Genomic DNA, 26,593 nt, shown 5'->3' on the forward strand with positions numbered 1-26,593 from the left:
CCGATGATGCGTGACATGGCACAGAGATCGCAGGACGCGGACGCACCCGTGCTTCCCCGCCTGAGCGGCCGGCGGAGCAGCTACCGCGAGCGGGTCGCCGACGCGCTGCGGGCCGCCCTGATCGCGGGCGAACTGCGGCCGGGGCAGGTCTACTCGGCGCCCTCGCTGGCGGCCCGCTTCGGAGTGTCGGCGACGCCGGTGCGCGAGGCCATGCTGGACCTGGCCAAGGAGGGCCTGGTCGACACCGTACCGAACAAGGGCTTCCGGGTCACCGCCGTCTCCGAGCAACAGCTCGACGAGTACACGCACATCCGCGCGCTGATCGAGACACCCACCGTGGTGGACCTGGCCCGTACGGCCGACCGGATCTCCCTGGAGGCGCTGCGCCCGGCGGCCCGGGAGATCGTCGCCGCGGCTGCGGCCGGTGATCTCATCGCCTACGTGGAGGCGGACAGCCGTTTCCACCTCGGTCTGCTCGCCCTGGCCGGCAACTCCCACCTGGTGGAGGTGGTCGCCGACCTCCGCGGCCGTTCCCGGCTCTACGGCCTGACGTCCCTGGTCGAGGCGGGCCGGCTGCTCGCCTCCGCCGAGGAACACCTCGAACTCCTGGACGCACTGCTGGAGCGGGACGAGAAGGCCGTACGCGAGGTCATGACCCGGCACCTCGGTCATGTGCGCGGCCTGTGGGCGGCCGGGGACTGACCGCGCCGGCCCTCGGACCCGAGGAGGGCCCTGCCACGGCAGCGCATGACGAGGTCCGCCTCACCGGACGACCGACCGTCACCGTCCCCGAGGCCACCGGAGCGCTCCTGTCAGCGCCCGGGACCGCCGGCGCGGGGAATGCGCAGCGCGAGCGCGAACCCCATGGGGGCCAGCGCGCCCAGGCGACGACGAGCAGCCCGAATCCCGTGGCCGACAGCAGCGCCCCGAGGACGTCGAAGCGCTGTCCGGGATGCGCACGGGTGCGCCCCGGAGCGACCGTCCGCCGCATGAACAGCACCACGGCCAGGGTGATGACGGCCTCCATGAGGAGCGACACCCGCCAGCCGAGGTAGTTGGTGATCAGGCCGCCCAGCACGGGACCGGCCGCCGCGCCGATTCCCGCGGTCATACACAGTGTCGCCGCTCCGGTCAGCAGGCCGAGGAGCTGCGGCGGTACGTGAAGGGACCGGCTCACCTGCGGCAGATTGAGGCTGAGCACCAGAGGATCGATGGCCGTGACCGCGAAAGCGAGGGAGAGGCCGAGGACGATCGGCAGGGTCGTCGCGTTGGTGCGTGCCCCGACCGTCGACAACGCGATGCCTCCCGTGTTTTCGCGTCACATGCCGGTCGACGCCAACCCGTGCACCGCGTCCCCTCGGACCGCGCGGCACCAACACGCACGGAAGTGCGGCGTTCGGATCAGCCAGGGCCCTCAAAAACGATCAAGGGGCCGTATCGGATCACTCCGATACGGCCCCTGGACCTGCGTGCTCACAAGTCGGGACGACAGGATTTGAACCTGCGACCCCTTGACCCCCAGTCAAGTGCGCTACCAAGCTGCGCCACGTCCCGTTGCCCTTCCACGCGGCCCTGCCGCGTGATCACGCAGGTCAACCCTACCGCACCCGGGCGGGTGCACTCACCGACCTCGCCGCCCGCGTCCGACCGGGGGCTGCCGTGGTCGCGTCGGCCACGGGTGGCGCGACGAAGTGTCCGTCCGCCGGGCCCGATGCCGCACACACTGTCGACGGCCGCGCGGCGGCCCCGCTGGTTAGGGTCGCCGCATGACGCACAGCTTCGCACTCCACATCCCCGACGCCCAACTCGAACCCGAGCCGCTCGACCCGGAGCGGATCGTCTCCGGGAACCCGGAGGTGACGGGCAAGGTGGTGTGGGAGTCGGCGGACGGCCGGCAGCTCCGCGGGGTCTGGCAGATCACGCCGGGCGTGGTCACCGACACCGAGGCGGACGAGCTGTTCGTGGTCATCAGCGGGTCCGCGACGATCGAGGTCGAGGACGGCCCCACGCTGCGGGTGGGACCCGGCGACCTGGCCGTGCTGCGTGCGGGCGACCGCACGACGTGGACCGTGCACGAGACGCTGCGCAAGGCCTACGCGATCACTCTGTGAGGGACGCCGTGCGGGCTGGGCGGCCGCGTTCGGATTGACACGCTCGCCATGTCCGCACAAAGGTGACCTGGACAGGGGTTGAACCGGTCCAGGCATGAGCAGAGGTGCTTTCATGGTGGATGCGCTCGGTGTCGCCGTCGTCGGTTTCGGCTGGATGGGACGGGTGCACACCCAGGCCTACGCCCGTGTCGGGCACCACTATCCGCAACTGCCGCTGCACCCTGAGCTGTTGACAGTCGCCGAGGAGGTGCCGGGCCGGGCCGAGGAAGCCGCCGCACGGTTCGGGTTCGCCCGCGCCACCCGCGACTGGCGCGAGGTGGCCGCCGACCCGCGGGTGCGGGCCGTGAGCGTCACCGTGCCGAACTTCCTGCACCGGGAGATCGGGGTGGCGATGGCCGAGGCCGGCAAGCATCTGTGGATCGAGAAGCCGGTGGGGCTGACCGGTGCGGACGCCCGTGCCGTCGCCGACGCGGTCGCGGGGGCCGGCGTCCAGGGCGCGGTCGGCTTCAACTACCGCAACGCGCCGGCCGTGGAGGCCGCCCGGGACCTGATCGCCGGCGGCGAGATCGGCACGGTCACCCATGCCCGCATCCGTCTGTTCAGCGACTACGCCGCCCACCCCGACGGTGCTCTGACCTGGCGCTACCAGCGTGCGCGCGGCGGCAGCGGAGTGCTCGGCGACCTGGCCTCGCACGGCGCGGACCTGGCCCGCTTCCTGCTCGGCGACATCGCCTCCCTGATCGCCGACACGGCCGTCTTCGTGCCCGAGCGGGCCCGTCCGGCGGGCGCCACCGCCGGGCACGCGCGGGCCCTCGGCGGCGAGCCGGGGCCGGTCGAGAACGAGGACTACGTCGGCTGTCTGCTGCGGTTCGCCTCCGGTGCCCGCGGGGTGCTGGAGGCCTGCCGGGTCTCGGTCGGCGAGCAGAACAACTACGGCTTCGAGGTGCACGGCACCCGGGGCGCGGTCTTCTGGGACTTCCGCAGGATGAACGAGCTGGCGGTGAGCCGCGGCACGACGTACCAGGACCAGCCGGTGAGCACGGTGTACGTCGGCCCGGACGCCGGTGAGTTCGCCGCGTTCCAGCCGGGCGCCGCCAACGCGATGGGCTACGACGACCTGAAGGTCATCGAGGCCTACCGCTTCCTGCGCTCCATCGCGGAGGGCAGGCCGTACGGCACCACCCTCGCGGACGCGGTGCGCGGCGCCGCGGTGCTGGACGCCATGGTGCTGTCGGCCGGGAGCCGGACGTGGGTCGACCTGCCGCCCGGGCCGGTGATCGGCTGAGACCGGAACCGGAACGCACCGGGGCGGCCCCGGCCGGCACGTCCCCCTCGCACCACCGCACTCAAGGAGCTGCCCCCTCATGCGCATCGGAATCCTCGGCCTCGGCCGCATCGGCGCCTTCCACGCCGAGACCCTCTCGGGGCTTGACGCCGTCGAATCGCTCGTCGTCGCCGACCCGTTCGCCGATGCGGCCAGAGCCGCCGCCGAGCGGTTCGGCGCCCGGATCGCGGACTCGCCGGACGCGCTGTTCGCGGCCGGGGTGGACGGTCTGGTCGTCGCGGCGGCGACGGACGCCCATCCGGCGCTGATCCGGGCCGGGGTGGAGGCCGGCGTCCCGGTGTTCTGCGAGAAGCCCGTCGCCCGCACCATGGCGGAGGGCCTGGAGGTGCTCAAGGCCGTCCGAGGCGGCGAGGTGCCGGTGCAGATCGGCTTCAACCGCCGCTTCGACGCGGGGTTCACGGCCGCCCGCGCGGCGGTGCGCAGTGGTGAGCTGGGCAAGCTGCACTCGGTCCGCTGCACGACCCTGGACCCCGCGCCGCCGCCCGCCGCGTACATCGCCGCCTCGGGCGGCATCTTCCGCGACTGCTCCGTCCACGACTTCGACGTCATCCGCTGGGTGACCGGCCGCGAGGTCACCGAGGTGTACGCGGCCGGCGGCAACCGGGGTGCCGCTCACATCAGGGAGGCGGGCGACGCGGACACCATCGGCGCGATCCTCACACTGGACGACGGCACGCTCGCGGTGGTCTCCAACTCCCGTCACAACGCCCGGGGTTACGATGTCCGCATGGAGCTGCTCGGCTTCAAGGACTCCCTCGCGGTCGGCCTGGAGGACAAGCTGCCGCTGCGCTCGGCCGAGCCCGGAGTGACCTTCCCGTCCGGCACCCCGCACGACTTCTTCATGGACCGCTTCGCCGCCGCCTACCGCGCCGAACTCGCCGCGTTCACCGAGGTGGTGGCCGGCGCCCGCCCCTCCCCCTGCACGATCGAGGACGCCCTGGAGGCGGGCTGGATCGCCGAGGCGTGCACCCTGTCCGTCCGTGAGCACCGCCCGGTGACGGTCGCGGAGGTGCGGGCCGGCTGACCGCGCCGTGCCCGCTCAGGCTCGCTGACAGGTCGCCCGCGGCTCAGAGGCAGTGGCGGACCAGCCATTCGTCGGGGTCGTAGGCGTCGCGCGCCGGGTCCCTGGGCGCGGCGGGCCGTGTCTCCACCGTGTCCTCGGGCCGGACCCGCTCCGGGAGTGTGCCGAACCGGGCACGGCGCGCCGTCGCGGCGGTGTCCGGCGCCGGCTCCCGTTCCGCCGCCCGCCGTTCGCTGCTCTCGTCCGTCTCGTTCGGCTGGTGCGCCTCATTCGTCAACTCGGCCTCCCCGTGGGCTCGTACGGACCCGTACACCCCTTTGGACGTACGGGTCCGGTCCGTCGGTTGCGTGTGCCGGCGCTGTCAGCAGGTGTCCTCCGGCGAGCCGGCCGCCGGTGCGGTGAGGTCCTCCTCGTCCGGCAGCCCGTCGACGTCCACGCCGCGCACCTGCGCCAGTTCGTGCTTGAGCGCGGCGAGTTCGGCACCGCCCGACATGTGGTTGGTCAGCTCCTCGAGGGTGATCCCGGCGCGCCCGGCGCTGAGTTCGAGGGTGCCGAGGCGCAGCACGCTGAAGTGGTCGCCGACCATGAAGGCGTGGTGCGGGTTGTGGGTGATGAAGATGACGCCGAGGCCGCGGTCGCGAGCGGCTGCGATGTACTTCAGGACCACACCCGACTGCTTGACGCCGAGGGCCGCCGTCGGCTCGTCCAGGATCAGCACGCGGGCGCCGAAGTGGACGGCCCGGGCGATGGCCACGCACTGGCGCTGGCCGCCCGACAGGGTGCCGATGGGCTGTTCAAGGTCGTCCAGGACGATGCCCATGTTGCGCAGTTCCCGGTCGCACGTCGCCTTCATGCGGGCGATGTCCAGGCGCCGGACCGGCCAAGGCCCCTTGGTCCGCTCGGAGCCGAGGAAGAAGTTCCGCCACACCGGCATGAGGGGGACGGTGGCGAGGTCCTGGTACACGGCGGCGATGCCGCGGTCGAGGGCCTCGCGCGGGGTGCTGAAGCGCACCGGCCGGCCGTCCACCAGGAACTCGCCCTCGGTGTGCCGGTGCAGCCCGGAGATGATCTTGATGAGGGTGGATTTTCCGGCGCCGTTGTCACCGAGGACGCAGGTCACCCGGCCCTCGTGCACCTCGAGGTCGACACCGTGCAGGGCGCGGACGTTGCCGTAGGACTTGCCCGCGCCGCGCAGCTCGACGACCGGGCCGTCCGTGGCGGGCACGGTGCCCTTCCGGGCCGTGCCGTGGGTTCCGGTTCCGTTCGTGGTCATCGAAGGTCACCTCCGGGTTGTCGTGCGCCGGACCCACAGATTGATCAGGACGGCGCCGAGCAGCATCGCGCCGAGGAAGGCCTTGAACCAGTCGGGGTTCCAGCCGGCGAAGACGATGCCCTGGTTCACCATGCCGAACATGAAGGCGCCGAAGACGGGTCCGATCGCGGAGCCGTGGCCGCCGGTGAGCAGACAGCCGCCGATGACCGCGGCGGAGATGTAGATCAGCTCCTGGCCGACGCCCTCGCCGGACTGCACGGTGTTGAAGGAGAACAGGTTGTGCATGCCGATGAACCAGGCACCGAGGCCGACCAGCATGAACAGGGTGATCTTGGTGAAGGTGACCGGGACGCCGACGGCCCGGGCGCTCTCCTGGCTGCCGCCGACGGCGAAGATCCAGTTGCCGTACCTGGTGCGCAGCAGCACCCAGGTGGCGAGTGCGGCGAAGGCGAGCCAGTAGAAGACGGTGACCTTCACCTGGACGCCGCCGATGCCGACGGAGGAGGCGAAGATCCTCTTGGCCTGGCCGAAGCCGTCCATGTCGCTGATGTCGTCGCTGGCGACGTTGTCGGTGACCAGTTTGGTGACGGCGAGGTTGACGCCCTGGAGGATCAGGAAGGTGCCGAGGGTGACCAGGAAGCTCGGCAGCCCCGTTCTGATCACCAGCCAGCCGTTGAAGGCCCCGATGCCCAGCGACAGGGCGAGGGCGACGACGACTCCGGTCCACACGTTCATCGTCAGCTGGTAGCTGAGCATGCTCGCGGTGAGCGCGGAGGTGATCACGGCGACGCCCGAGGACAGGTCGAACTCGCCGCCGATCATCAGCAGGGCCACCGGGAGGGCCATGATGCCGATCGTCGAGGACTGGTAGAGCACCGTGGCCATCGAGCTGCCCTGGCGGACCGAGGGCGCCGCGATCAGGAAGAAGACCAGCACGGCCAGGGCGCCCAGGAAGACGCCCACCTCCGGGCGGGCCAGCAGCCGCAGCGGCAGCGGGCGCCGTGCGGTGCGGCCGTCCGCGGCCCCGGGGCCGGGCGCCGGGGGTGTGCCCGCGGCCGGCCCGGCGGCCCGGGTCACGCTCATCAGCGGGTGCCCTTCGCGGCGAACTCGGCCACCTTGTCGACGTTGGACTTGTCGACGAAGGCCGGGCCGGTCAGCACCGGCTGCTCGCCGCCGCCGCTGTAGTTGCCGTTGTTCTTGTACAGCCACAGGGAGTCGATCGCCAAGTAGCCCTGGAGATACGGCTGCTGGTCCACGGCGAACTGGATGGTGCCCTTCTCGACGGCGCCGGCCAGGGACTTGTTCAGGTCGAAGGTGGCGATCCGGGCCTTGCTGCCCGCGTCACCCACCGACTGCACGGCGGTCAGCGCGAAGGGGGCGCCCAGCGTGACCACGTAGTCGATGGACTTGTCCTGCTTCAGCTTGGCCGTGATCGTCGACTTCACGGACGGCATGTCGGCGCCGTTCACGTACAGCGTCTCGGTGGTGCCGGAGAACGTCTTCTTCACGCCGTCGCAGCGCTGGGTGAGACCGATGTTGCCCTGCTCCTGGATCACGCACACGGCCTTCTTGGCCCCGACCTCGTCCAGCTTCTTGCCGAACGCCTCGCCGGCGACCGTCTCGTCCTGCCCGAAGAACTGCAGCAGGCCGAGCTTCTTCCAGTCACTGAGGCCCGAGTTCAGGCCCACGACGGGTATGCCGGCCGCCTTCGCCTTGCCGACGACGTCCTTCATGGCGTCCGGCTTCGCCAGGGTGACGGCGATTCCGTCGACCCTCTGGTCGACGGCGTTCTGGACGAACCCGGCCTGCTGGCCGGCGTTGGGGTCGGCGGAGTAGACCAGCTTGATGTTGTCCTTGGCGGCGGCCGCCTCGGCGCCCTTGCGGACGATGTCCCAGAAGGTGTCGCCCGCCGACTGGTGGGTGACCAGGGCGACGGTCATCCGGGGGGTGTTCGCCTTGCCCGCGGAGGCGTTCGATCCGCCCTCCTCGGCCTTCTTCCCCCCGGACCCGCTGGAGCAGCCGGCGAGGGTGAGGGCTGCCGCGGCGACCACGGCCATGGCCACGACGAGGGCCGGTCGGCGGGAGCGGAAGTGAGCAGAGCGGTCCATCGTTCGTGCACCTCACTGTGCTACGGGGAAAGGACGCTGTTGCGTTGGCACGCGATCCAACCCCCCTGCGAAGCCCGCTGTCAATCCTTTGTCAAGACATCATTTCAAAAAGCCGCTCCGGGGCGATTACGTTTCGGGCAAGAGACCGGTCGGCGCGAGCGGGACCTATTGACGCTCAGCGGACGTGGGGGCTGTTATTACGCCCACGCTGTTCGGTCGAGTTGATTTCTGAGCGGTTTCGAGGACCTTTCGGTGATCGACTCATCCCCTTGGCCGGACCCCGCAATCCTCAGGAGCCGCCATGCGCCTCTCCCCCTCAGGCCTTTCCCTCCCCGGGCCCAGCCGTCGCTCGCTGCTCAGCGGAGCGGGTGGTGCCGCGCTCCTCGCCGGTGCGGGCATACCCCTGCTGTCCGCCTGCGGCGGCAGCGGTTCCGCCGCCGACCCGAAGACCGTCACCCTCGGCTCCAACGCCTCCGACGCCGTGCCGAAGAAGGCCTTCGCGGAGATCTACGCGACGTTCAGGAAGCGGTCGGGCATCACGGTCGACGTGAACACGAAGGACCACAACACCTTCCAGGAGCAGATCAACTCCTACCTCCAGGGCACCCCGGACGACGTGTTCAACTGGTTCGCCGGATACCGCATGCAGTTCTTCGCGGCGAAGAAGCTGGCGACGCCGATCGACGACGTCTGGGCGAAGATCGAGGGCAACTTCCCCGAGGCCATGAGGAAGCTCAGCAAGGGTGAGGACGGCAAGTACTACTTCGTGCCCCTGTACACCTACCCGTGGGCGCTCTTCTACCGCAAAAGCGTCTTCCAGCAGCACGGTTATGAAGTCCCCACCACCTGGGACGAGTTGGTCGCCCTGTGCAAGCGGATGAAGAAGGACGGCCTGGTCCCGATCGCCTTCGGCGACAAGGACGCCTGGCCGGCGATGGGCACCTTCGACCAGATCAACTTCCGGCTCAACGGCTACGACTTCCATGTCGAGCTGATGGCCGGCAAGGCCTCCTGGACCGACGCGAAGGTGAAGTCCGTGTTCGACCACTGGAGCGAGCTGCTCCCGTACCACCAGGACGGCGCCATGGGCCGCACCTGGCAGGACGCCGCGCAGACCCTGGTGGCCAAGAAGGCGGGCATGTACCTCCTCGGCTCGTTCGTGGGACAGCAGTTCACGGACAAGGCCGACCTGGACGACCTCGACTTCTTCGCCTTCCCCGAGATCAACCCCGCCCACGGCCAGGACACCGTCGAGGCGCCGACCGACGGCTTCATGGTCAGCAAGGCCCCGAAGAACCACGCGGGCGTGGTGAAGCTGCTGGAGTACCTCGGCACCCCGGAGGCCGAGGCGGTCTACCTCAAGGCCGACTCCAGCGTGGTGGCCGCCTCCAGCGAGGCGGACACCTCCTCGTACACCGCGCTGCAGAAGAAGGCGTACACGATGATCAGCGGCGCCAAGAGTCTCACCCAGTTCATGGACCGCGACAGCCGGCCGGACTTCACCTCCACGGTGATGCAGCCCGCGCTGCAGAAGTTCATCCAGAATCCCAAGGGCGTGGACGGCCTGCTGTCGTCGATCGAGCGCCAGAAGAAGACCATCTTCGCGTCCTCGTGAGCGCCCCGATGACGACCGACACGACGACGAAGACGCCGGAGGCGGCCACCGTGCCGCCTCCGGGCGCCGCGCCCGGGACGACGCGGGCCGCACGGGGTCACCGGCGCCTGCTGACCCGCCGCGACCGGATCACGCTCGCCTTCATGGCGGGCGTCCCCACGGTCCTGCACGTGGCCCTGGTCTGGGTCACCGCCCTCGCCTCGATCCTCCTCGCCTTCACCACCTGGGACGGCATCGGGTTCGACTCGATCCAGTGGGTGGGGCTGGAGAACTTCAAACAACTCTTCAGCGACAACCCGCAGTTCTGGCCCGCCGTCCAGCACAACGTCATCTGGTTCGCGGCCCTGATCCTCGTCCCGACGCCGTTCGGGCTGTTCCTGGCCGTGCAGTTGGACAAGCGGATCCGGTTCAGCCGGGTCTACCAGACCGCGTTCTTCCTGCCGGTCGTCATCTCGATGGCATGCATCGGCTTCGTCTGGCAGCTCGTCTACAACCCGGACACCGGCCTGATCAACAGCGTCGTCGGGGCCAACGAGCCGGGCCACTACATCGACTGGATCGGCGACCCCCATCTCAACCTGTGGGCGGTGCTCGTCGCCGCGTCCTGGCGGCACACCGGCTACATGATGATCCTGTACCTGGCCGGCCTGAAGAGCGTCGACCCGTCCCTGCGGGAGGCGTCCGCGCTGGACGGCGCCAACGAGTGGCAGTCGTTCCGGCACGTCGTCTTCCCCACCCTGCGCCCGACCAACACGGTCGTCCTCGTCGTCACCATCATCGAGGCACTGCGCGCCTTCGACCTGGTCTTCGTCTTCAACAAGGGCGCCCAGGGCACCGAGTTGCTGTCGATCCTGGTGACGAACAACATCATCGGCGAGTCCAGCCGCATCGGCTACGGCTCCGCCATCGCGGTGGTCCTCCTGGTGATCTCCCTCGCGGTGATCATCCCGTACCTGGTGGCCACCTTCCGGAAGGAGCGGCGATCGTGAGCGCCCCCACCGTCGCACTCAGACGGCGCGCCCCCCTGCGCCCGGCCCGGGTCCTGCTGCACGTCTTCCTGGCGGTCACGGCCCTGGCGTGGCTGGCGCCCCTGCTGTGGGCGGTCTTCTCGGCCCTGCGCCCGTACAGCGAGACCAGCGCCAAGGGGTACGTGTCCTGGCCGGACAAGCTCAGCCTGGACAACTTCACCCACGCGTACCAGCAGTCGGACATGACGCACTACTTCGTCAACACGCTGGTCATCGCCGTGCCGGCCGTGCTGGTGACGCTGTTCCTGTCCTCGTGCGTCGCCTTCTACGTCAGCCGGTTCGACTTCCGGGTCAACCTGGCGCTGCTGCTGGTCTTCACGGCGGGCAACCTGCTACCGCAGCAGGTCATCATCACGCCGCTCTACCGGATGTACCTGCTGACGGATCTGCCCGGCGTCACCGCGAGCGGCAAGCTGTACGACTCCGCGCTCGGCCTCGTCCTCATCCACGTGGCGTTCCAGTCCGGGTTCTGCGCGTTCGTGCTGAGCAACTACATGCGCTCGCTGCCGCACGAGCTGACCGAGGCCGCGCTGGTCGACGGCGCCTCGGTGTGGCGGCTGTACTGGCAGATCACGCTGCCGCTGTGCAAGCCGGCGATGGCGGCCCTGGCGACCCTGCTGTCGATCTGGATCTACAACGACTTCTTCTGGGCCCTGGTGCTGATCTCCACCGGGGAGAACATGCCGATCACCTCGGCCCTGAACAACCTGTCCGGCCAGTACTTCACCGACCCCAACCTGGTCGCCGCCGGCGCCCTGCTCACCGCCGTCCCGACCCTGGTCGTCTACTTCGCGCTGCAGCGCCAGTTCGTCAGCGGCCTGACCCTGGGCTCCAACAAGGGCTGACGGACGACCGGCGGTACGAAGGCCTCATACGAGCAGTTTTTTTCGTCATCGAACGGGTCCAACGAGATAAAAAACGGCGATTTTGCGTCAGGCCTGGGCATCCCCGACCATGGCGTGGTCCCGGCGATCCCGGGAACACCCGTTCGATGAGAGGCACACCCACCCATGCACGTCACCGGGACCGCCGAGCGGTCCGCTCCGGCGCCCTCGGGAACCCACCCCGTTCCCGCCGAGGACCCGAACGGCGACACCGGACGGCACGCCCGCCGCTTCGGGCTGCCCGTCGCCACCGCGCTGGTCATGGGCAACATCATCGGCGGGGGCATCTTCCTGCTCCCCGCCTCCGTCGCCCCCTACGGCACCGTGAGCCTGGTCGCCTTCGCTGTCCTGACGGTGGGCGCCATCGCGCTCGCCCTGGTCTTCGGCCGGCTCGCCGAACGCGACCCGCGCACCGGCGGCCCCTATATCTACGCCCGCGAGGCCTTCGGCGACTTCGCCGGCTTCCTCGCCGCCTGGGCGTACTGGATCACCACCTGGGTGTCGAACGCCGCGCTCGCCGTCGCCGCCGTCGGCTACCTCGACGTGCTGATCCCGGTGGGCGACCACCGCTGGAGCGCGTGCCTGGCCGCCCTGGTCCTGCAGTGGCTGCCCGCGCTCGCCAACTTCGCCGGCACCCGCTACGTGGGCGCCGTACAGCTCGTCTCCACGGCGCTGAAGTTCGTCCCGCTGCTGCTCGTCGCGGTCGGCGGACTGTTCTTCTTCGACCCGGCGAAGCTCGGGCCGTTCAACGCCACCGGCGGCGGCGCCATCGGCGCGGTGTCCGCGTGCGCCGCCCTGCTGCTCTTCTCCTACCTCGGGGTGGAGTCCGCCGCCGTCAGCGCGGGCGAGGTCAGGGACGCCCGCCGCAACGTGGGGCGCGCCACGGTCATCGGCACCGCCGGCGCCGCCCTGGTGTACCTGCTGGGCACCCTGGCGGTCTTCGGCACGGTCGGGCACGGCCGTCTGGTGACGTCCACCGCGCCGTTCTCGGACGCCGTGAACGCCATGTTCGGCGGGAGCTGGGGCGGCTGGGCCGTGGCCCTCGCCGCCCTGGTCTCGATGACCGGCTGCCTCAACGGCTGGACGCTGCTGAGCGCCCAGACCCCGTACGCCGCGGCGCGGGACGGCCTGTTCCCCGCCGCCTTCGCGCGCCGCCGCCGGGGCGTGCCGACCGTCGGCGTCGGTGTCACCGTCGTCCTCGCCTCGCTGCTCACCGTGTACAACTACACGGCGGGCTCGGCGAAGGTCTTCGACATGCTGGTGCTCGTCACCACGTTCACCGCGACCGTGCCGTACCTGCTGGCCACCGCGGCCCAGGTGTTCCACCTGGTGTCCGGTCGGCGCGGGTCGGTCGACCGGGCGCGGCTGGCGCGGGACGCCGTGGTCACCGCGGTGGCGGCCGCCTTCTCGATGTGGCTCGTCGCGGGCGCCGGCTACGCGGCGGTGTACCAGGGAGTGCTGTTCCTGTTCGCGGGGATCGTCGTCTACGCGGTGATGGCGGCCCGGCGGCAGCGGACGGCCTGACCGGGCCGCGGCAGGCGGGGCGCGCAGGTCCGGGACATGGCGAAGGGGTCGTTCGAGATTGCTCTCGAACGACCCCTGACCTGCTGTTCAGCAAGTCGGGACGACAGGATTTGAACCTGCGACCCCTTGACCCCCAGTCAAGTGCGCTACCAAGCTGCGCCACGTCCCGATGCGCTCACTCGCGGTGACCCGCGTGATCGCGCGAACAGCACTTTACCCCACGTGCGGGGGTGCGCCGAAGAGGCCCCGGGGCGGGGCCGGGACAATGGGTCGTATGACAGACGCGGGTACGACGGCGGGCGGCCGGGACCGGGACGCGGACGGGCGGGCGCGCAACGCCCGGCCTCGGGACGGGCTGGGGCGGCCGCTGCCGTACGGGGCGGAAGGGGTCGAACGGCAGCCGGAGGGGGTCGTACGGACCGCGCGGGAGACGGTCGCCGAGGCGCAGGCGCTGCTGGACGCGGGCCGTCCGTTCCATGCCCACGAGGTGTTCGAGGACGCCTGGAAGTCGGGGCCCGAGGACGAGCGCACACTGTGGCGCGGTCTCGCCCAGCTCGCCGTGGGGCTCACGCACGCGGGCCGGGGCAACGTCGCCGGCGGGGCGCGGCTGTTGCGGCGCGGTGCGGGCGCGGTCGAGGAGTGGGAGGTCGCGCGGGGTGAGGACCGGCCCTACGGGATCGATCTGGCCGGGCTCGCCGTGTGGGCACGGGAGCTGGCCGGGCGGGTGGAGCGGGGGCCGGGGCCCGTCGACGCGGCGGCCGAGGCGCCGCGGCTGGTTTCCTGACCGCCTCCCCCACGGCCGCCGCGGAGGCGGTGGGATCACTGTCAGTGGCATGCGGCAGACTCTGGGCGTGCGAAAGATTCATGTCATCGGTATCGGTGCGGGCGACCCCGACCAGCTGACCCTTCAGGCGGTCAAGGCGCTGCGGGGCACGGACGTGTTCTTCCTGCTCGACAAGGGCGAGGTGAAGAGCGACCTCACCCAGCTCCGCCGGGACATACTCGACGCGCATCTGCCCGAGGGCGGATTCCGGGTGGTGACGGCCCGTGACCCGGAGCGGGACCGTACGGCGGGCGGGACGTCGTACTCCCCGGCCGTGGAGGACTGGCGAGTCGCGCGCGCGGGCATCTATGAGCGGCTGATCACCGAGGAGCTCGGCGAGGACGGCACCGGCGCGTTCCTGGTGTGGGGTGACCCGTCGCTGTACGACAGCACGCTCGGCATCCTCCAGGAGGTGCTGGAGCGGGGCACGGTGCACTTCGAGTACGACGTGGTGCCCGGCATCAGCAGCGTCTCCTCCCTGGTGGCCCGGCACCGCACGGGGCTGAACCGGGTGGCCCGGCCGGTGCAGATCACCACCGGGCGGCGGCTGGCCGAGGGGTTCCCGGAGGGGGTGGACGACGTCGTGGTGATGCTGGACGCGCACCAGGCCTTCCGGCGGTACGCGGAGCAGGACATCGACATCTACTGGGGGGCGTACATAGGCACCCCTGACGAGATCCTCGTCTCCGGCCCGCTGGCCGAGGCCGGCCCCCGCATCGAGCGGGTGCGTGCCGAGGCCCGGGAGCGCAAGGGCTGGATCATGGACACGTATCTGCTGCGCCGGAACCCCGGGGAGAGCTGAGGCCCAGCCGCGCCAGTACGCCGGCCACGTCGGGCACCACCGTGACGCCGGCCGGCGGTTCGGGGCGGCGTACGACGACCACGGGCAGCCCGAGGTCCCGTGCGGCCGTCAGTTTCGCGGCCGTCGCCTCGCCTCCGCTGTCCTTGGTGACCAGGACGTCGATCCGGTGGGTGCGCAGCAGCCGCGTCTCGTCGGTCACCGTGAACGGGCCGCGGGCGAGGACCACCCGGGTGTCCGGGGGCAGCGGCGGCCCGGGCGGATCCACCGACCGGACGACGAAGCTCAGGTCCGTCAGGTGGCGGAAGGCGGCGAGCCCCAGGCGGCCGGTGCTGAGGAACACCCGTCGGCCCAGGCGGGGCAGCGCCTCGGCGGCCGCGTCGAGCGAGTCGACGAAGTGCCAGTCGTCACCGGGCTCCGGCCGCCAGCCGGGGCGGCGGAGCACCAGGGCGCGGACTCCGGTGGCCGCCGCCGCACGGGCCGCGTTGACCGTGATCGACTCGGCGAAGGGGTGGGTGGCGTCGACGAGGACGTCCACCCGGTGCGCGCGCAGCCAGTCGGCGAGGCCCTCCGGCCCCCCGAAGCCGCCGATCCGCACCTCGCCCGCCACCGGTGCCGGACGGGCGACCCGGCCGGCCAGCGAGGTGGTGACCCGGACACCGGGGCGGGCGGCGAGGTCCGCGGCGAGCCGGCGGGCCTCGGCGGTGCCGCCGAGGATCAGGACGTGCGGGGACATGGGGGTGAGCCTACCGAGGTCGCGGGGGCCGGTCCGCCGCGTGGACGGCTACCGTCGGGCCATGGAATCCGTGCGTGCCGTCCTGATCGACATCGACGGTGTCCTCACCGTCTCCTGGAAGCCGTTGCCGGGTGCGGTGCGGGCGCTGGCGAGGATCCGCGGGGCCGGTATCGGTGTGGCCCTGGTGACCAACACGACGTCCCGTTCCCGGGCGTCGATCGCCCGGACGCTGTCGGGGGCCGGCTTCGAGGTGGACGCGCAGGACGTGCTGACCGCGCCCGCCGCCACGGCCGTCCATCTCGCCGAGCACTACCCGGGCGCCCGCTGCGCCCTCCTCAACAGCGGGGACGTGGGGGCGGACCTGGGTGACATCACCGTGGTCGACGACGACCGTGCGGACGTGGTCGTCGTGGGCGGTGCGGGGCCGGAGTTCGACTACGCGGCGCTGAACCGGGCGTTCGGGCAGTTGCAGCGGGGGGCGCGGCTGGTCGCGATGCACCGCAATCTGTACTGGCGGACCGACTCCGGGCTGCAACTGGACTCCGGTGCCTTCCTGCTCGGGCTCGAGCGGGCGGCGCGGGTCGAGGCGGAGGTCACGGGAAAGCCGTCCCGGGCGTTCTTCGAGGCCGCGCTGTCCCGGCTCGGCGCGGGTGCGGACCAGGCGCTGATGGTGGGCGACGACGTCGAGTCGGACGTCCTCGCGGCGCAGCGGGCCGGGCTCACTGGGGTCCTGGTGCGGACGGGGAAGTACCGGCCGGAGACGCACGAGAACGCGAGCGGCACTCCCGACCACGTCGTGGACTCCTTCGCGGACGTCCCGGCGCTGCTGGGCCTAGCGCAGCAGTAGCTGCACACCGCCGACGATCGTCGCCGCGATCACCAGTTGTTCGAAGAGCCGCTGGTTGATCCTGTTCACAGCCCATTTGCCGATCAACGCGCCGGGCACGACGAACACCACGAGCGCGGCGTCGAGGAGCAGCGAACGGCCGTCGATCAGACCGAGTCCCGCGCTGAAGGGCACCTTGGACACGTTCACGATGAGGAAGAAGAAGGCCGATGTGCCGAGGAAGCCGAGCTTGCGGAAGCCCGCCGAAAGGAGATACATCGACATCACCGGGCCGCCCGCGTTCGCGACCATCGTGGTGAACCCGCCGAGGACACCGTACGAGCGCGCCTTCATCCGGCCTGCCCGGCTGGTGACCGCGTCCGGCTCGGCCTCCGCCCCGGCCCGGCGCCGCCGCCACAGCGTGACGCCCGCCATCAGCAGCAGGATCACGCCGATCGAGGTCCGTACGACCGCGTCGTCCGCCCGGACCAGGAACAGGGTGCCCGCCACCACGCCGGCCGCGACGGCCGGGAACAGCCGCCACAGCGTGGGCCAGTGGGCGTGCCGCCGGTAGGTGAGCACGGCGAGCACGTCACCGGCGATCAGGACCGGCAGCAGCACTCCGGTGGAGGCACGGGCGGGCAGGATGGCGGCGAAGACCGCGAGGCTGACCGTGTTGGCCCCGCTGACGGCGGTCTTGGAGAAGCCCACCAGCAGGGCCGCGAGGGCGAGGGCGGCGAACCCCCAGCCGGATATGTGCCAGAGCGTCATCGTGTTCATACGGCGACCGATGCTATGTGCACGCGTCCGGCGGCGTCGGACCGTTTCCGCGGGGTGGTCCCCACGGCCGGTAAACCGGGGTCCGGCCGGCCTCAGCGGCCGGCGTACCGGGTCCGCAGTTCCCGCTTGAGCACCTTCATGCTCGGCCCGAGCGGCAGCGCGTCGCTGAACTCCACGCGGCGCGGGTACTTGTGCCGGCCGAGGTGCTCCTTGGACCACTCGGTGAGCCCGGCGGCGTCGGGCGCGGCGTCCCCGGCCGGTACGACCACGGCGCACACCTCCTCGCCGTGCAGTTCGTCGGGCAGGCCGATGACGGCGACCTGGGCGACGCCGGGGTGGCGCATGAGGACCTCCTCGACCTCCCTCGGGTACACGTTGTAGCCGCCGCGGATGATGACGTCCTTCTTGCGGTCGACGATGCTGAGGAAGCCCTCGTCGTCCTTGGTGCCTAGGTCGCCGGTGCGGAACCAGCCGTCGACCAGCGCCTCGGCGGTGGCCTCGGGACGGCCGAGGTAGCCGGAGAAGACGTTGTGGCCGCGGATGACCAGCTCGCCCAGCTCGCCCGGCGGCAGAAGTTCGATCCGCCCCTCCACCTCGGCGCGGGCGATCTCCACCTCGACGCCCCACAGCGGGTGGCCGATGGTGCCCGGCCTGGTGCCGAACACCGGCTGGTTGACGGTGGCCGTGGGCGAGGTCTCCGACAGCCCGTACCCCTCGTAGATGTGGGCCCCGAACGCGGCCTCGAACCGCTCCAGCACGGCGACCGGCAGCGACGCGCCGCCGGAGACGCACACGCGCAGCTCGGGCAGGGCGTCGGCGTCGGCGGCCGCCGCGGCGAGCGCGACGAACATGGTGGGCACGCCGTGGAAGGTGTTCACGCCCTCCTTGACCATCAGCTCGATGGCGCGGGCCGCGTCGAAGCGGGGCAGCAGCACGAGCGTCGCGCCCGCCCGCCAGGTGGAGTTGAGCGACACCGTCTGGCCGAAGGCGTGGAACAGCGGCAGCGCGCCGAGCGCGATGTCGTCGGCGCGGATGTCGTTGGCGTCGAAGGCGTTGACCGTCGCGTTCATCACCAGGTTGAAGTGGCTGAGCACGGCGCCCTTGGGCACGCCGGTCGTCCCGCTGGTGTAGAAGATCACCGCCGGGTCGTCGGCGGCACGGGAGACGTACGAGGGCAGGGGCTCGGCCCCGGCCGCGAGGGCGTCCAGTTCGTCGCCCAGCTCGGCCACACGGACACCGAGGGCCCGCGCGGCGGCCCGCCCGGTCGCCGCCTGCGCCGGGTGCACCAGGAGCAGCGTGGCCCCGCTGTCCTTCAGGACGTGTTCGACCTCCGGCGGCGACAGCAGCAGGTGCACGGGGACGACGACCGCGCCGGTCGCGGCGATCGCGTAGTAGGCGATCGGGAAGTCGGCGGTGTTGGGCGCCATCAGGGCGACCCGGTCCCCCGGTCGGACGCCGAGTTCGGCGAGCGCGCCCGCCTGGGCCCGGGCCCGCTGCCACACCTCCTCGAAGGACAGCCGCAGGTCTCCTTCGACGAGGGCCGTACGGTGGGGGCGGCGCCGGGCGTTCTCGGCGAGGATGGCGGCGACGGACAGGGTTGCCATGCCAGTGGTGCTCCGTTCTTGCTGCGGCTCTTGTTTCCGATCCCCTTGCCAGGGACCCCCGTTGCCCCCGTCGCGGCCCTGCTAGTGCCTCTCGACCAGCATGGCGCTGCCCTGCCCGACGCCCACGCACATGGTCGCGAGCCCGCGCTCGGCGCCCGTGCGCCGCATCCGGTGCAGCAGGGTGGTGAGGATGCGGGCGCCGGAGCAGCCGAGCGGGTGGCCGAGGGCGATCGCGCCGCCGGTGGGGTTCACCAGGTCGGGGTCGATGCCCAGTTCGTCGACGCAGGCGAGGGCCTGGGCGGCGAACGCCTCGTTGAACTCGGCCTCCCCCAGGTCGCCGATGGTCCAGCCGGCCCGGGCCAGCGCCTTGCGGGTGGCGGGGACCGGGCCGATGCCCATCACGTCGGGGGGGACGCCCGCCGAGGCACCGGCGACGTACCGGCCGAGGGACTCCAGGCCCAGCTCGTTCAGGGCCTCCTCGCTGACCAGCAGCAGTCCGGCCGCGCCGTCGTTCATCGGGGAGGCGTTGCCCGCCGTGACCGTGCCGCCCGCGCGGAACACCGGCTTGAGGCGGGACAGTTTCTCCAGCGAGGTGTCCTCGCGGACGCACTCGTCCTGGTCCACGGTGATGCCGTCGGGGCGCTCCACGGGCAGGAGTTCGTCGTCGAAGTGGCCGTTCTTGCGTGCGGCGGCGGCCAGTTGATGGCTGCGCAGGGCGAACTCGTCCTGGCGGGCACGGGAGACGCCGTACCGCTCGGCGACCTCCTCGGCCGTCTCGCCCATGGCCAGCAGGCCGTGCAGGTCCTTCATGGCGGGGTTGACCAGACGCCAGCCCAGCCGGGTGTCGTGGGTCTCGATGCGGTGCGGCAGGGCCTCGTCGGGGCGCGGCAGCACGAAGGGGGCGCGGCTCATGGACTCGGAGCCGCCCGCGAGCACGATGTCGGCCTCGCCGGCCGCGATGGTGCGGGCGGCGGCGGTGACCGCCTCGAGGCCGGAGGCGCACAGCCGGTTGACGGTGGCGCCGGGCACGGACTCCGGGAGGCCCGCGAGCAGGGCGGCCATCCGGGCGACGTTGCGGTTGTCCTCACCCGCCTGGTTGGCGGCGCCCCAGTAGACGTCGTCGATGCGGGCCGGGTCCAGGGCGGGCAGGTCGGCCACCAGACGGCGGATCACGGTGGCCGCCAGGTCGTCGGGCCGCACCGTGGAGAGGGCTCCGCGCAGCTTGCCGATGGGGGTGCGGCGGGCGGCCGCGAAGTGGACGGGACGCACGGCTGGGACTCCTGACCGACGACGATGTGGATCAGCACGGACCTGGGTCCGTTCGGCAGCACCCTTAATTAGCACTGCTAGTTTTGGACTATAGCCCGACCGCCCGCCCCCTGGGAAGATCCTCCCGTGACCCGCGCCGAACCGGCTGGAGGAGACATGACCGACGTCCGAGAGCACGACCTCGGCGGCATCGCCGTCACCGAGTGGCCGCACCCGGAGCCGCGGTACCTGGCCCTCGTGGTGCACGGGTACGGGGAGCACGCGGGCCGGTACGACGAGCTGGCCGGCGTGCTGGCCGGGCACGGGGCGGCCGTGTACGGCCCCGATCACGTCGGGCACGGGCGGTCGGCGGGCGAGCGGGTGGTGATCGAGGACTTCGAGGACGTGGTCACGGACGTGCACCGGGTGGCCGGACTGGCCCGGACCGCGCATCCCGGGCTGCCGCTCGTCATGGTCGGCCACTCCATGGGCGGCCTGATCGCGGCCCGGTACGCCCAGCGGTACGGCTCCGAACTGAGCGCGCTGGTCCTGTCCGGGCCGGTGATCGGCGCCTGGGAGCTGCCCGGGCGGCTGCTCGCCCTGGACGAGATCCCGGACACCCCGATCAGCCCCGCCGCGCTCTCCCGCGACCCCGCCGTGGGCGCCGCCTACGCCGCCGACCCGCTGGTGTGGCACGGCCCGATGAAGCGGCCGACGCTCAAGGCGTTCACCCGGACCCTGGAGGCCGTCGACGAGGGCGGGGACGTCGGGCCGCTGCCGCTGCTGTGGCTGCACGGTGACGAGGACCGGCTGGTGCCGCTGCCGGGCAGCCGGGTCGGCGTGGAGCGGCTCAGCGGCGGCCGGCTGACCGAACGGATCTTCACCGGGGCACGGCACGAGGTGTTCAACGAGACGAACCGGGCGGAGGTCTTCGCCGAGCTGATCCGCTTCCTGGACCGGGCACTCCCCCGCTGATCAGGCGCGTTTGCCCCGGCACACGCCGGGCACCCGCATCGTCGGACGTGACGCCACGAAGCCGGATGTCACGGCATCAAGCCGGACGGAACGACATCAACCGGCACGTCACGAATGAAGACGACGAAGGGGAGAACAGCGCCATGACCGTGGTGAAGAGCACGCTGTCCGACGAGGCGCTCAAGATCACCGGTACCGCCTTGCAGAACACTCTCGTGGACCTGCTGGGTCTGTCGCTGATCGGCAAGCAGGCCCACTGGAACATCGTCGGGCCGCGGTTCCGCTCGATCCACCTCCAGCTGGACGAGGTGGTCGATACGGCCCGCGCCCACTCCGACACGGTCGCCGAGCGCGCCGCCGCTCTCGGCCTGCCGCCGGACGGGCGGCCCGAGACCGTCGCCGCGTCCCTCGCCCTGCCCGGCACCAGGGAGGGCTGGCTGCGCGACACCGAGGTGGTGGCGCTGATGGTGGCGGCCCTCGAGTCGGCGATCGGCCGGCTGCGGGAGCACATCGCCGCGACCGACGAGCCGGACCCGGTCACCCAGGACCTGCTGATCTCCATCACGGCCGACCTGGAGAAGCAGCGCTGGATGTTCGAGGCCGAGAACTGGCCCCGCGACGAGAAGTGATCCGGCACCGGCCCGACGCAGGACGGCCGACCCGCCGCAGGTGAGCCGGCCCCCGCACACGGAAGGGGAAGTCCATGGCGGACGCACTCGAGATGGACGCGCTGTGGGAGGACTTCCACCGCGTGGTGAACATGACCTCGGCGGAACTCGCCTCCTGGCTCAGGGTCCGGGACGCCGACGAAGAGGTGGAGCCCCTGCCCGACCAGGCGGGTTCGCCCACCGGACAGCACGTCCTCGCCATCCTCCAGAAGCGGCGCACCGACCTGACCGACGACGACGTCCGGGTGATGCACAGCGTCGTCGACACCGTCGGTGACCTGGTGGACATGGAGAACGAGCCCGAGCCGGAGCGGACGCCGGAGGACACCCGCCGCCGGCACCGGCTGATGACGCTGGGGCACGACCCGCTCAAGCCGTAGGACGCGCCGTGAACCGCGACGAACGGGTCGTGTCCGAGCTGGTGTCCGCGTACGGGCGGACGTACGCCGAGGAGGCGGACATCCGGCTGCGGGACACCCCGCAGCCGCTGTACCGGCTGCTCGTGCTCTCCCTCCTGCTGAGCGCGCGGATCCGCGCCTCGGTCGCCGTGGCCGCGGCCCGCGCGCTGCACGAGGACCACCTCGACAGCCCCCGGCGCATGGCCGGGGCGGACTGGCAGCAGCGGGTGGACGCGCTGGGGCGGGGCGGCTACCGGCGCTACGACGAGCGCACGGCAACACAACTCGGCGACGGCGCCGGGCTGCTGGCCGACCGCTGGGGCGGTGATCTGCGCCGGCTGCACGAGGAGGCGGGCGGCGACACCGGCGAACTCAAGCGGCTCCTCCAGGAGGAGCCGGGCATCGGGCCGGCCGGCGCCGACATCTTCCTGCGTGAGGCCCAGCGGGTGTGGCCGGATGTCGCGCCGTACTTCGACCGCAAGGCGCTGTCCGGCGCCGGCCGGCTCGGCCTGCCGGAGGACCCCGGCCGGCTGGCGCGGCTCGCCGGGGACACCGAACCGGCCGTGCTGGCGGCGGCGTTGGTGCGGGCGGCCCTGGACGAACAGGTGGCCGAAGACTGTCTGCGCCGCGCCTCATGATCGTGTCACACTGCTCCCGATCCCCCGGCTGACCACGGGGGCCGGTCGAGCGGAGGAGCAGCACGTGACGGGGACCGAGCCGGCCGCCCAGGCCATCGACACCACCCGGCCGCATCCGGCCAGGGTCTACGACTGGTTCCTCGGCGGCAAGGACAACTACCCCGTCGACGAACGGCTCGGCCGGCAGATCGCGGCGATCGACGGCGGCGCCCCGCGCGCGGCGCTCGCCAACCGCGCCTTCATGCGCCGCGCCACACGAGCGCTGGCCGGGGACTCGGGCATCCGCCAGTTCCTGGACATCGGCACCGGCATACCCACCGAACCCAACCTGCACCAGATCGCCCAGTCCGTGGCGCCGGACGCCCGCGTCGTCTACGTGGACAACGACCCCATCGTGCTGGCCCACGCGCAGGCGCTGCTGCGCGGCACCCCGCAGGGCGTGACCGAGTACCTCCAGGCCGACGCCCGCGATCCGCGCGCCATCCTCGAACAGGCCTCCCGCGTCCTGGACCTGGGCCGCCCCGTCGCCCTCTCCCTGATCGCCCTGCTGCACTTCGTCGCCGACGAGGACGGCGCCCACGACCTGGTCCGCACGCTGGTCGACGCGCTGGCCCCGGGCAGTTGCCTGGTGCTGTCGATGATGACGGCCGACTTCGAGCCGGAGAACGTCCAACGGGGCATCGCCGCGTACGCGGCGGGCGGGGTCACCCTGGTGGCCCGCTCGCGGGCCGAGGTCGGCGTGTTCTTCGAGGGACTCGAACTGCTGCCGCCCGGGATCGTGTCGGTCGCCCGGTGGCGCGCGAAGGACGCGTCCGACGACGCCGCACCGGTCTCGCTGTACGGCGCGGTCGGGCTGAAGCGCTGACTCAGGCCCGCTGGAGCGGTATCCCGATCACCTCGGCGATGGTCCGCAGCACGCCGTTGTCGTTGTTGGCCGGGGCGAGACGGCGTGCCCTGCGGACGACCTCCGGGTGGGCGTTGGCCATGGCGAAGGACCACTCGGCGGCGTCCAGCATCTCCAGGTCGTTGAGGTAGTCGCCGAACACCATCGTCTGCGCCGGTGTGATGCCCAGTTCGCGCTGGAGGCCGCGCAGGGCGGCGCCCTTGTTGGCGGTGCGGTTCATGACGTCGACCCAGTGCTCGCCGGACACGACGACCTGGTGGGTGGCGGCGAACGCGTCGAGGGCCGGGGCGGTGCTGTGCTCGGCCGAGCCGAAGTCGAACAGCGCGACCTTGATCACCTCGTCCTCGACGGCGGTGACGTCCTCGACGACGCGGTGCTCGACGTAGTACTTGCGCACCTCCGCGAGGAACGCCTCGTCGGACCGCTCGACATACGCCGACCGCTTGCCGCAGACGACGGCGCCCACGTCGACGCCGTCCGCGCCGAGCCTGCGTACCGTACGGGCGACGTCCGCCGCGACGGCCGGCTCCAGCGGGTCGGAGCTGAGTTCCACGCCGTCGCGGACGACGTAGGTGCCGTTCTCCGCGATGAACACCATCCCCTCGGCGACGTCCGCGAACTCCCGGGCCAGCGTGGCGTACTGGCGGCCGCTCGCCGGGCTGAACAGCACGCCGCGGCGGCGCAGTTCGGCGAGCATCGGCCACAGGCCGTCGGGGACGCGCTTGGCGTCGTCCAGCAGCGTGCCGTCCATGTCGGTGACGACGAGCCGGATGTCGGCGGAGCCGGTGACGGGCGCGGGGACGTCGGCGAGGGACGCGGGCGTGGCGTGCATGTCCTGCTTCCGGATCGGGGAGGGGTACCTGAGCCAGTGTTCCTCATGCGCCGGGGAACACCGGAGGGTGCCCGGCCCGTCACGGTCCGGGGTTTCCCGGGACAGCGCGATCAAGGGGCGGCACAATGACGGCGGGCAACCGCACGTGAGAGGGGCGGATACGTGAGCGAGGGGCATTCCCCGACCGCCGGACCGGCGAGGCTGAACACCTCCGTGGCGCACAACGCGCGGGTCTGGAACTACTGGATCGGCGGCAAGGACAACTACGAGGTCGACCAGCGGGTCGGCGAGCACGTCGCCGGGATGTTCCCGGTGATCCGGGCGGTGGCCCGGGCGGACCGGGACTTCCTCGGCCGGGCGGTGCGCTACCTGGCCGCCGAGCGCGGGGTGCGCCAGTTCCTCGACGTCGGCACGGGCCTGCCGACGGTGGACAACACCCACGAGATCGCGCAGCGTGTCGCGCCCGACTCCCGGATCGTCTACGTCGACAACGACCCGATCGTCCTGGTGCACGCCCGCTCGCTGCTCACCAGCTCCCCCGAGGGCGTCACCGACTACATCGACGCCGATGTGCACGACCCCGAAGCCATCGTGCGCGGCGCGGCCGAGACCCTGGACCTGGAGCGACCGGTCGCGGTGATGATGCTGGGCATCCTCAATTTCGTCCTGGACGTGGACGAGGCCCGGGACATCGTGCGGCGGATCATGGCGGCGGTGCCCTCCGGCAGCTTCCTGGTGCTCACCCACCCCACCTTCGACGCCGAGGTGGGCGGCGAGGGCAACATCGCCGCGATGGAGTTCTGGAACGCCAACGCCACCCCGCCGATCACCGCCCGCGACCGCGCCGGGATCGCCGAATTCCTCGACGGTCTGGAGCCGGTCGAGCCGGGCCTGGTGCCGTGCTCGCAGTGGCGCGCCGAACCCGACGCCGCCGCGGTACCGCAGTTCGGCGCGGTGGCCGTGAAACCCTGAGCGGACCCGCGGACCGGAGCCGAGCCCGGCCCCGCCGCCCCGGCCGGCCGGGGCCGAGCCCGTCGAGGAGGACGTATGACCACCCTTGCCGACCCGGTGCCCGGCGGGCGGCCCGGCGACCTGGAGCGGGTCGCCGCGCTCACCGCCGAGCTGACCGCGCGGGGCGTGCACGGCATCGTCCTCGCGTACGTGGACACCGCGGGCGTCGGCCGGGTGAAGACGATCCCGACCGCCCGGCTGGAGGCGGCCGCGGCCTGGGGGGTCGGCATGTCGCCGGTCTTCGACACGTTCCTGGCCGACGACTCGATCGTCACCACCGACGTCCTCGGCTCCCCGGACGGCGACCTGAGGCTCTACCCCGATCTCGACCGGCTGGTGGTGCTGGCCGGGCAGCCCGGCTGGGCCTGGGCGCCCGTGGACCGGATCACGCAGGAGGGCGAGTCCCACCCCGGCTGCTCCCGCACCTTCCTGCGCCGGATCGTCGCGCGGGCCGCCGAGGAGCACGGCCTCACCTTCCGGGCGGCCATCGAGGTCGAGTGGGCGTTCGGGCTCGGTGACGCGCCCGACGGGGAGTTCGTCCCGGCGGCCTCCGGCCCGGCGTACGGCGCCGTCCGGCAGGTCGAGCTGAGCGACTGCGCCGCCGACCTGTACGCGGCGTTCGCGGCCCAGGGCGTGGACGTCGACCAGATCCATCCCGAGTACGCCGCCGGGCAGTTCGAGATCTCGGTGGGCGCGCTGGACCCGGTGGCCGCCGCCGACCGCAGCGTGCTGGTGCGCCAGACGATCCGGGCGGTGGCGCGGCGGCACGGCCTGCGGGTGTCCTTCTCGCCCGCCGTCCTCGCCGAGGGCGTCGGCAACGGTGGCCATCTGCACCTGTCGTGCTGGCGCGAGGGGGTGAACCTGCACGCCGGCGGCGACGGCCGGTACGGCCTGACGGCCGAGGCGGAGTCGTTCGCGGCCGGGGTGCTCGCGCGTCTGCCCGCGCTGACGGCGGTGACCACGCCCAGCCCGGCCAGCTATCTGCGGCTCAGGCCCTCCCAGTGGGCGGGGGTCTTCGCCGCGTGGGGCCGGGAGACCCGGGAGGCCGCGCTGCGGATGGTCACCGGCACGACGGGCCGCCGGGCCCAGGAGGCGAACATGGAGGTCAAGCCGGTCGACCTGGCCGCCAACCCGTATCTCGCGTTCGGCTGCGTGATCGCCGCCGGGCTGGACGGCCTGACGGCGTCCCGGACGCTGCCCGAGGAGATCACCGGGGATCCGGCCCGGTACGGCCCGGACGAGGCGGCGGCTCTCGGCGTGCGGCGCCTGCCGGTGTCGCTGCCGGGGGCCGTCGAGGAGTTCCGGGCCGACGAGGTGCTGCGGGCCGCGCTGGGCCCGGTCCTCGCGGACGCGGTGACCGCCGTACGGCTCGGGGAGGCGGCGGCGGTGGACGGCCTGGACGACGCGCGGGTCGCGGCGGCCTACCGCTGGACGTACTGACC

The 26,593-nt window shown here is 72.0% G+C and carries 28 protein-coding genes and 2 tRNA genes; 18 read left to right on the top strand and 12 right to left on the bottom strand.

Translation table 11 applies throughout. The annotated features are described in order from the left end of the window. Positions 1-3: 3 nt before the first annotated feature. Positions 4-702, top strand: coding sequence for a GntR family transcriptional regulator (locus ACFVVO_RS18205; protein ID WP_390056028.1), 699 nt, complete (start codon positions 4-6; stop codon positions 700-702). Here the strand turns inward: ACFVVO_RS18205 and ACFVVO_RS18210 are convergent. Together ACFVVO_RS18210 and ACFVVO_RS18215 are read right to left on the bottom strand one after the other, a co-directional pair. Beyond that, positions 650-1,294 (bottom strand): hypothetical protein, encoded by a 645-nt coding sequence (locus ACFVVO_RS18210; RefSeq protein ID WP_390056030.1) that lies wholly within the window; start codon positions 1,292-1,294, stop codon positions 650-652. The two genes, ACFVVO_RS18205 and ACFVVO_RS18210, sit on opposite strands and share 53 nt — an antisense overlap. Before the next feature lie 186 nt (positions 1,295-1,480). Further along, a tRNA-Pro gene (locus ACFVVO_RS18215) sits at positions 1,481-1,554 on the bottom strand. 212 nt (positions 1,555-1,766) lie between these two features. On the opposite strand from ACFVVO_RS18215, the gene ACFVVO_RS18220 reads away from it, so the two are divergent. From ACFVVO_RS18220 to ACFVVO_RS18230, 3 genes are all read left to right on the top strand, one after another. Then, the gene (locus tag ACFVVO_RS18220) at positions 1,767-2,111 is read left to right on the top strand and encodes a cupin domain-containing protein (protein WP_390056032.1); all 345 of its coding nucleotides are present in this window, start codon (positions 1,767-1,769) and stop codon (positions 2,109-2,111) included. A 112-nt stretch (positions 2,112-2,223) separates the two neighbouring features. Beyond that, positions 2,224-3,396 (top strand): Gfo/Idh/MocA family protein, encoded by a 1,173-nt coding sequence (locus tag ACFVVO_RS18225; RefSeq protein WP_390056033.1) that lies wholly within the window; start codon positions 2,224-2,226, stop codon positions 3,394-3,396. Between the two features lie 79 nt (positions 3,397-3,475). Next, positions 3,476-4,480, top strand: coding sequence for a Gfo/Idh/MocA family oxidoreductase (locus ACFVVO_RS18230; RefSeq protein WP_390056035.1), 1,005 nt, complete (start codon positions 3,476-3,478; stop codon positions 4,478-4,480). A gap of 43 nt (positions 4,481-4,523) precedes the next feature. On the opposite strand, the gene ACFVVO_RS18235 is transcribed toward ACFVVO_RS18230, so the two are convergent. The 4 genes from ACFVVO_RS18235 to ACFVVO_RS18250 form a co-directional block, all read right to left on the bottom strand. Next, positions 4,524-4,754, bottom strand: coding sequence for a hypothetical protein (locus tag ACFVVO_RS18235; protein ID WP_390056037.1), 231 nt, complete (start codon positions 4,752-4,754; stop codon positions 4,524-4,526). A gap of 84 nt (positions 4,755-4,838) precedes the next feature. Next, entirely contained in the window at positions 4,839-5,750 is a 912-nt protein-coding gene (locus ACFVVO_RS18240; RefSeq protein ID WP_390056039.1) for an ATP-binding cassette domain-containing protein, read from the bottom strand. 6 nt (positions 5,751-5,756) lie between these two features. After that, positions 5,757-6,833: an ABC transporter permease gene (locus ACFVVO_RS18245; protein ID WP_390056041.1), complete on the bottom strand. Its 1,077-nt coding sequence runs from the start codon at positions 6,831-6,833 to the stop codon at positions 5,757-5,759. After that, positions 6,833-7,858, bottom strand: a complete 1,026-nt coding sequence (locus ACFVVO_RS18250) for a sugar ABC transporter substrate-binding protein (protein ID WP_390056043.1) — start codon at positions 7,856-7,858, stop codon at positions 6,833-6,835. The genes ACFVVO_RS18245 and ACFVVO_RS18250 overlap by 1 nt, the downstream gene beginning before the upstream one ends. Positions 7,859-8,159: 301 nt before the next feature. On the opposite strand from ACFVVO_RS18250, the gene ACFVVO_RS18255 reads away from it, so the two are divergent. The 4 genes from ACFVVO_RS18255 (at position 8,160) to ACFVVO_RS18270 (ending at position 12,909) form a co-directional block, all read left to right on the top strand. Next, complete coding sequence (locus tag ACFVVO_RS18255) at positions 8,160-9,473, top strand: ABC transporter substrate-binding protein (RefSeq protein WP_390056044.1); 1,314 nt, start codon at positions 8,160-8,162, stop codon at positions 9,471-9,473. Positions 9,474-9,481: 8 nt separating this feature from the next. Further along, entirely contained in the window at positions 9,482-10,462 is a 981-nt protein-coding gene (locus ACFVVO_RS18260) for a carbohydrate ABC transporter permease (RefSeq protein ID WP_390056046.1), read from the top strand. Further along, entirely contained in the window at positions 10,459-11,346 is an 888-nt protein-coding gene (locus ACFVVO_RS18265; RefSeq protein WP_390056047.1) for a carbohydrate ABC transporter permease, read from the top strand. The genes ACFVVO_RS18260 and ACFVVO_RS18265 overlap by 4 nt, the downstream gene beginning before the upstream one ends. A 165-nt stretch (positions 11,347-11,511) precedes the next feature. Beyond that, complete coding sequence (locus ACFVVO_RS18270) at positions 11,512-12,909, top strand: amino acid permease (RefSeq protein WP_390056049.1); 1,398 nt, start codon at positions 11,512-11,514, stop codon at positions 12,907-12,909. A gap of 95 nt (positions 12,910-13,004) precedes the next feature. Here ACFVVO_RS18270 and ACFVVO_RS18275 read toward each other — a convergent pair. Further along, positions 13,005-13,078: transfer RNA gene (locus tag ACFVVO_RS18275), tRNA-Pro, on the bottom strand. A gap of 105 nt (positions 13,079-13,183) precedes the next feature. Between ACFVVO_RS18275 and ACFVVO_RS18280 the strand changes: the two genes are divergently transcribed. Continuing rightward, positions 13,184-13,693, top strand: coding sequence for a DUF309 domain-containing protein (locus tag ACFVVO_RS18280; protein WP_390056051.1), 510 nt, complete (start codon positions 13,184-13,186; stop codon positions 13,691-13,693). Positions 13,694-13,760: 67 nt separating this feature from the next. Continuing rightward, on the top strand, positions 13,761-14,534 hold the full coding sequence (cobF, locus tag ACFVVO_RS18285; protein WP_390056052.1) for a precorrin-6A synthase (deacetylating): 774 nt from the start codon (positions 13,761-13,763) through the stop codon (positions 14,532-14,534). Here the strand turns inward: cobF and ACFVVO_RS18290 are convergent. Continuing rightward, complete coding sequence (locus ACFVVO_RS18290; protein ID WP_390056054.1) at positions 14,491-15,267, bottom strand: cobalt-precorrin-6A reductase; 777 nt, start codon at positions 15,265-15,267, stop codon at positions 14,491-14,493. The genes cobF and ACFVVO_RS18290 overlap by 44 nt on opposite strands. A 61-nt stretch (positions 15,268-15,328) precedes the next feature. On the opposite strand from ACFVVO_RS18290, the gene ACFVVO_RS18295 reads away from it, so the two are divergent. Then, complete coding sequence (locus tag ACFVVO_RS18295; RefSeq protein WP_390056055.1) at positions 15,329-16,114, top strand: TIGR01458 family HAD-type hydrolase; 786 nt, start codon at positions 15,329-15,331, stop codon at positions 16,112-16,114. Here the strand turns inward: ACFVVO_RS18295 and ACFVVO_RS18300 are convergent. From ACFVVO_RS18300 to ACFVVO_RS18310, 3 genes are all read right to left on the bottom strand, one after another. After that, positions 16,100-16,873, bottom strand: a complete 774-nt coding sequence (locus ACFVVO_RS18300) for a sulfite exporter TauE/SafE family protein (RefSeq protein WP_390056056.1) — start codon at positions 16,871-16,873, stop codon at positions 16,100-16,102. The genes ACFVVO_RS18295 and ACFVVO_RS18300 overlap by 15 nt on opposite strands. A gap of 92 nt (positions 16,874-16,965) precedes the next feature. Continuing rightward, complete coding sequence (locus ACFVVO_RS18305; protein WP_390056057.1) at positions 16,966-18,477, bottom strand: long-chain fatty acid--CoA ligase; 1,512 nt, start codon at positions 18,475-18,477, stop codon at positions 16,966-16,968. Between the two features lie 81 nt (positions 18,478-18,558). Continuing rightward, a complete protein-coding gene (locus ACFVVO_RS18310) occupies positions 18,559-19,746 on the bottom strand; it encodes a thiolase family protein (RefSeq protein ID WP_390056059.1) in 1,188 nt (395 codons plus the stop codon). 156 nt (positions 19,747-19,902) lie between these two features. Between ACFVVO_RS18310 and ACFVVO_RS18315 the strand changes: the two genes are divergently transcribed. The 5 genes from ACFVVO_RS18315 (at position 19,903) to ACFVVO_RS18335 (ending at position 23,269) form a co-directional block, all read left to right on the top strand. Beyond that, the gene (locus tag ACFVVO_RS18315) at positions 19,903-20,700 is read left to right on the top strand and encodes an alpha/beta hydrolase (RefSeq protein WP_390056061.1); all 798 of its coding nucleotides are present in this window, start codon (positions 19,903-19,905) and stop codon (positions 20,698-20,700) included. Between the two features lie 143 nt (positions 20,701-20,843). Continuing rightward, positions 20,844-21,329 carry a Dps family protein gene (locus ACFVVO_RS18320; RefSeq protein ID WP_390056062.1) on the top strand — a complete coding sequence of 162 codons (486 nt, stop codon included), beginning with the start codon at positions 20,844-20,846 and terminating at the stop codon, positions 21,327-21,329. A 74-nt stretch (positions 21,330-21,403) separates the two neighbouring features. Next, positions 21,404-21,748, top strand: a complete 345-nt coding sequence (locus ACFVVO_RS18325) for a DUF3140 domain-containing protein (RefSeq protein ID WP_390056064.1) — start codon at positions 21,404-21,406, stop codon at positions 21,746-21,748. A gap of 8 nt (positions 21,749-21,756) precedes the next feature. Further along, the gene (locus ACFVVO_RS18330; protein WP_390056066.1) at positions 21,757-22,404 is read left to right on the top strand and encodes an endonuclease; all 648 of its coding nucleotides are present in this window, start codon (positions 21,757-21,759) and stop codon (positions 22,402-22,404) included. A 64-nt stretch (positions 22,405-22,468) separates the two neighbouring features. Next, positions 22,469-23,269: an SAM-dependent methyltransferase gene (locus ACFVVO_RS18335; RefSeq protein WP_390056068.1), complete on the top strand. Its 801-nt coding sequence runs from the start codon at positions 22,469-22,471 to the stop codon at positions 23,267-23,269. A gap of 1 nt (position 23,270) precedes the next feature. On the opposite strand, the gene ACFVVO_RS18340 is transcribed toward ACFVVO_RS18335, so the two are convergent. After that, positions 23,271-24,140, bottom strand: a complete 870-nt coding sequence (locus ACFVVO_RS18340) for a Cof-type HAD-IIB family hydrolase (RefSeq protein ID WP_390056070.1) — start codon at positions 24,138-24,140, stop codon at positions 23,271-23,273. A 162-nt stretch (positions 24,141-24,302) separates the two neighbouring features. Here ACFVVO_RS18340 and ACFVVO_RS18345 point away from each other — a divergent pair, with 162 nt between their 5' ends. Both ACFVVO_RS18345 and ACFVVO_RS18350 read left to right on the top strand, forming a co-directional pair. Beyond that, a complete protein-coding gene (locus ACFVVO_RS18345; RefSeq protein ID WP_390056072.1) occupies positions 24,303-25,112 on the top strand; it encodes an SAM-dependent methyltransferase in 810 nt (269 codons plus the stop codon). A gap of 75 nt (positions 25,113-25,187) precedes the next feature. Next, positions 25,188-26,591, top strand: coding sequence for a glutamine synthetase (locus tag ACFVVO_RS18350; protein ID WP_390056074.1), 1,404 nt, complete (start codon positions 25,188-25,190; stop codon positions 26,589-26,591). Positions 26,592-26,593 lie beyond the last annotated feature (2 nt).

Origin of the sequence: Streptomyces sp. NPDC058145 (assembly GCF_042884245.1) — a bacterium.
Taxonomy (GTDB): Bacteria; Actinomycetota; Actinomycetes; order Streptomycetales; family Streptomycetaceae; genus Streptomyces.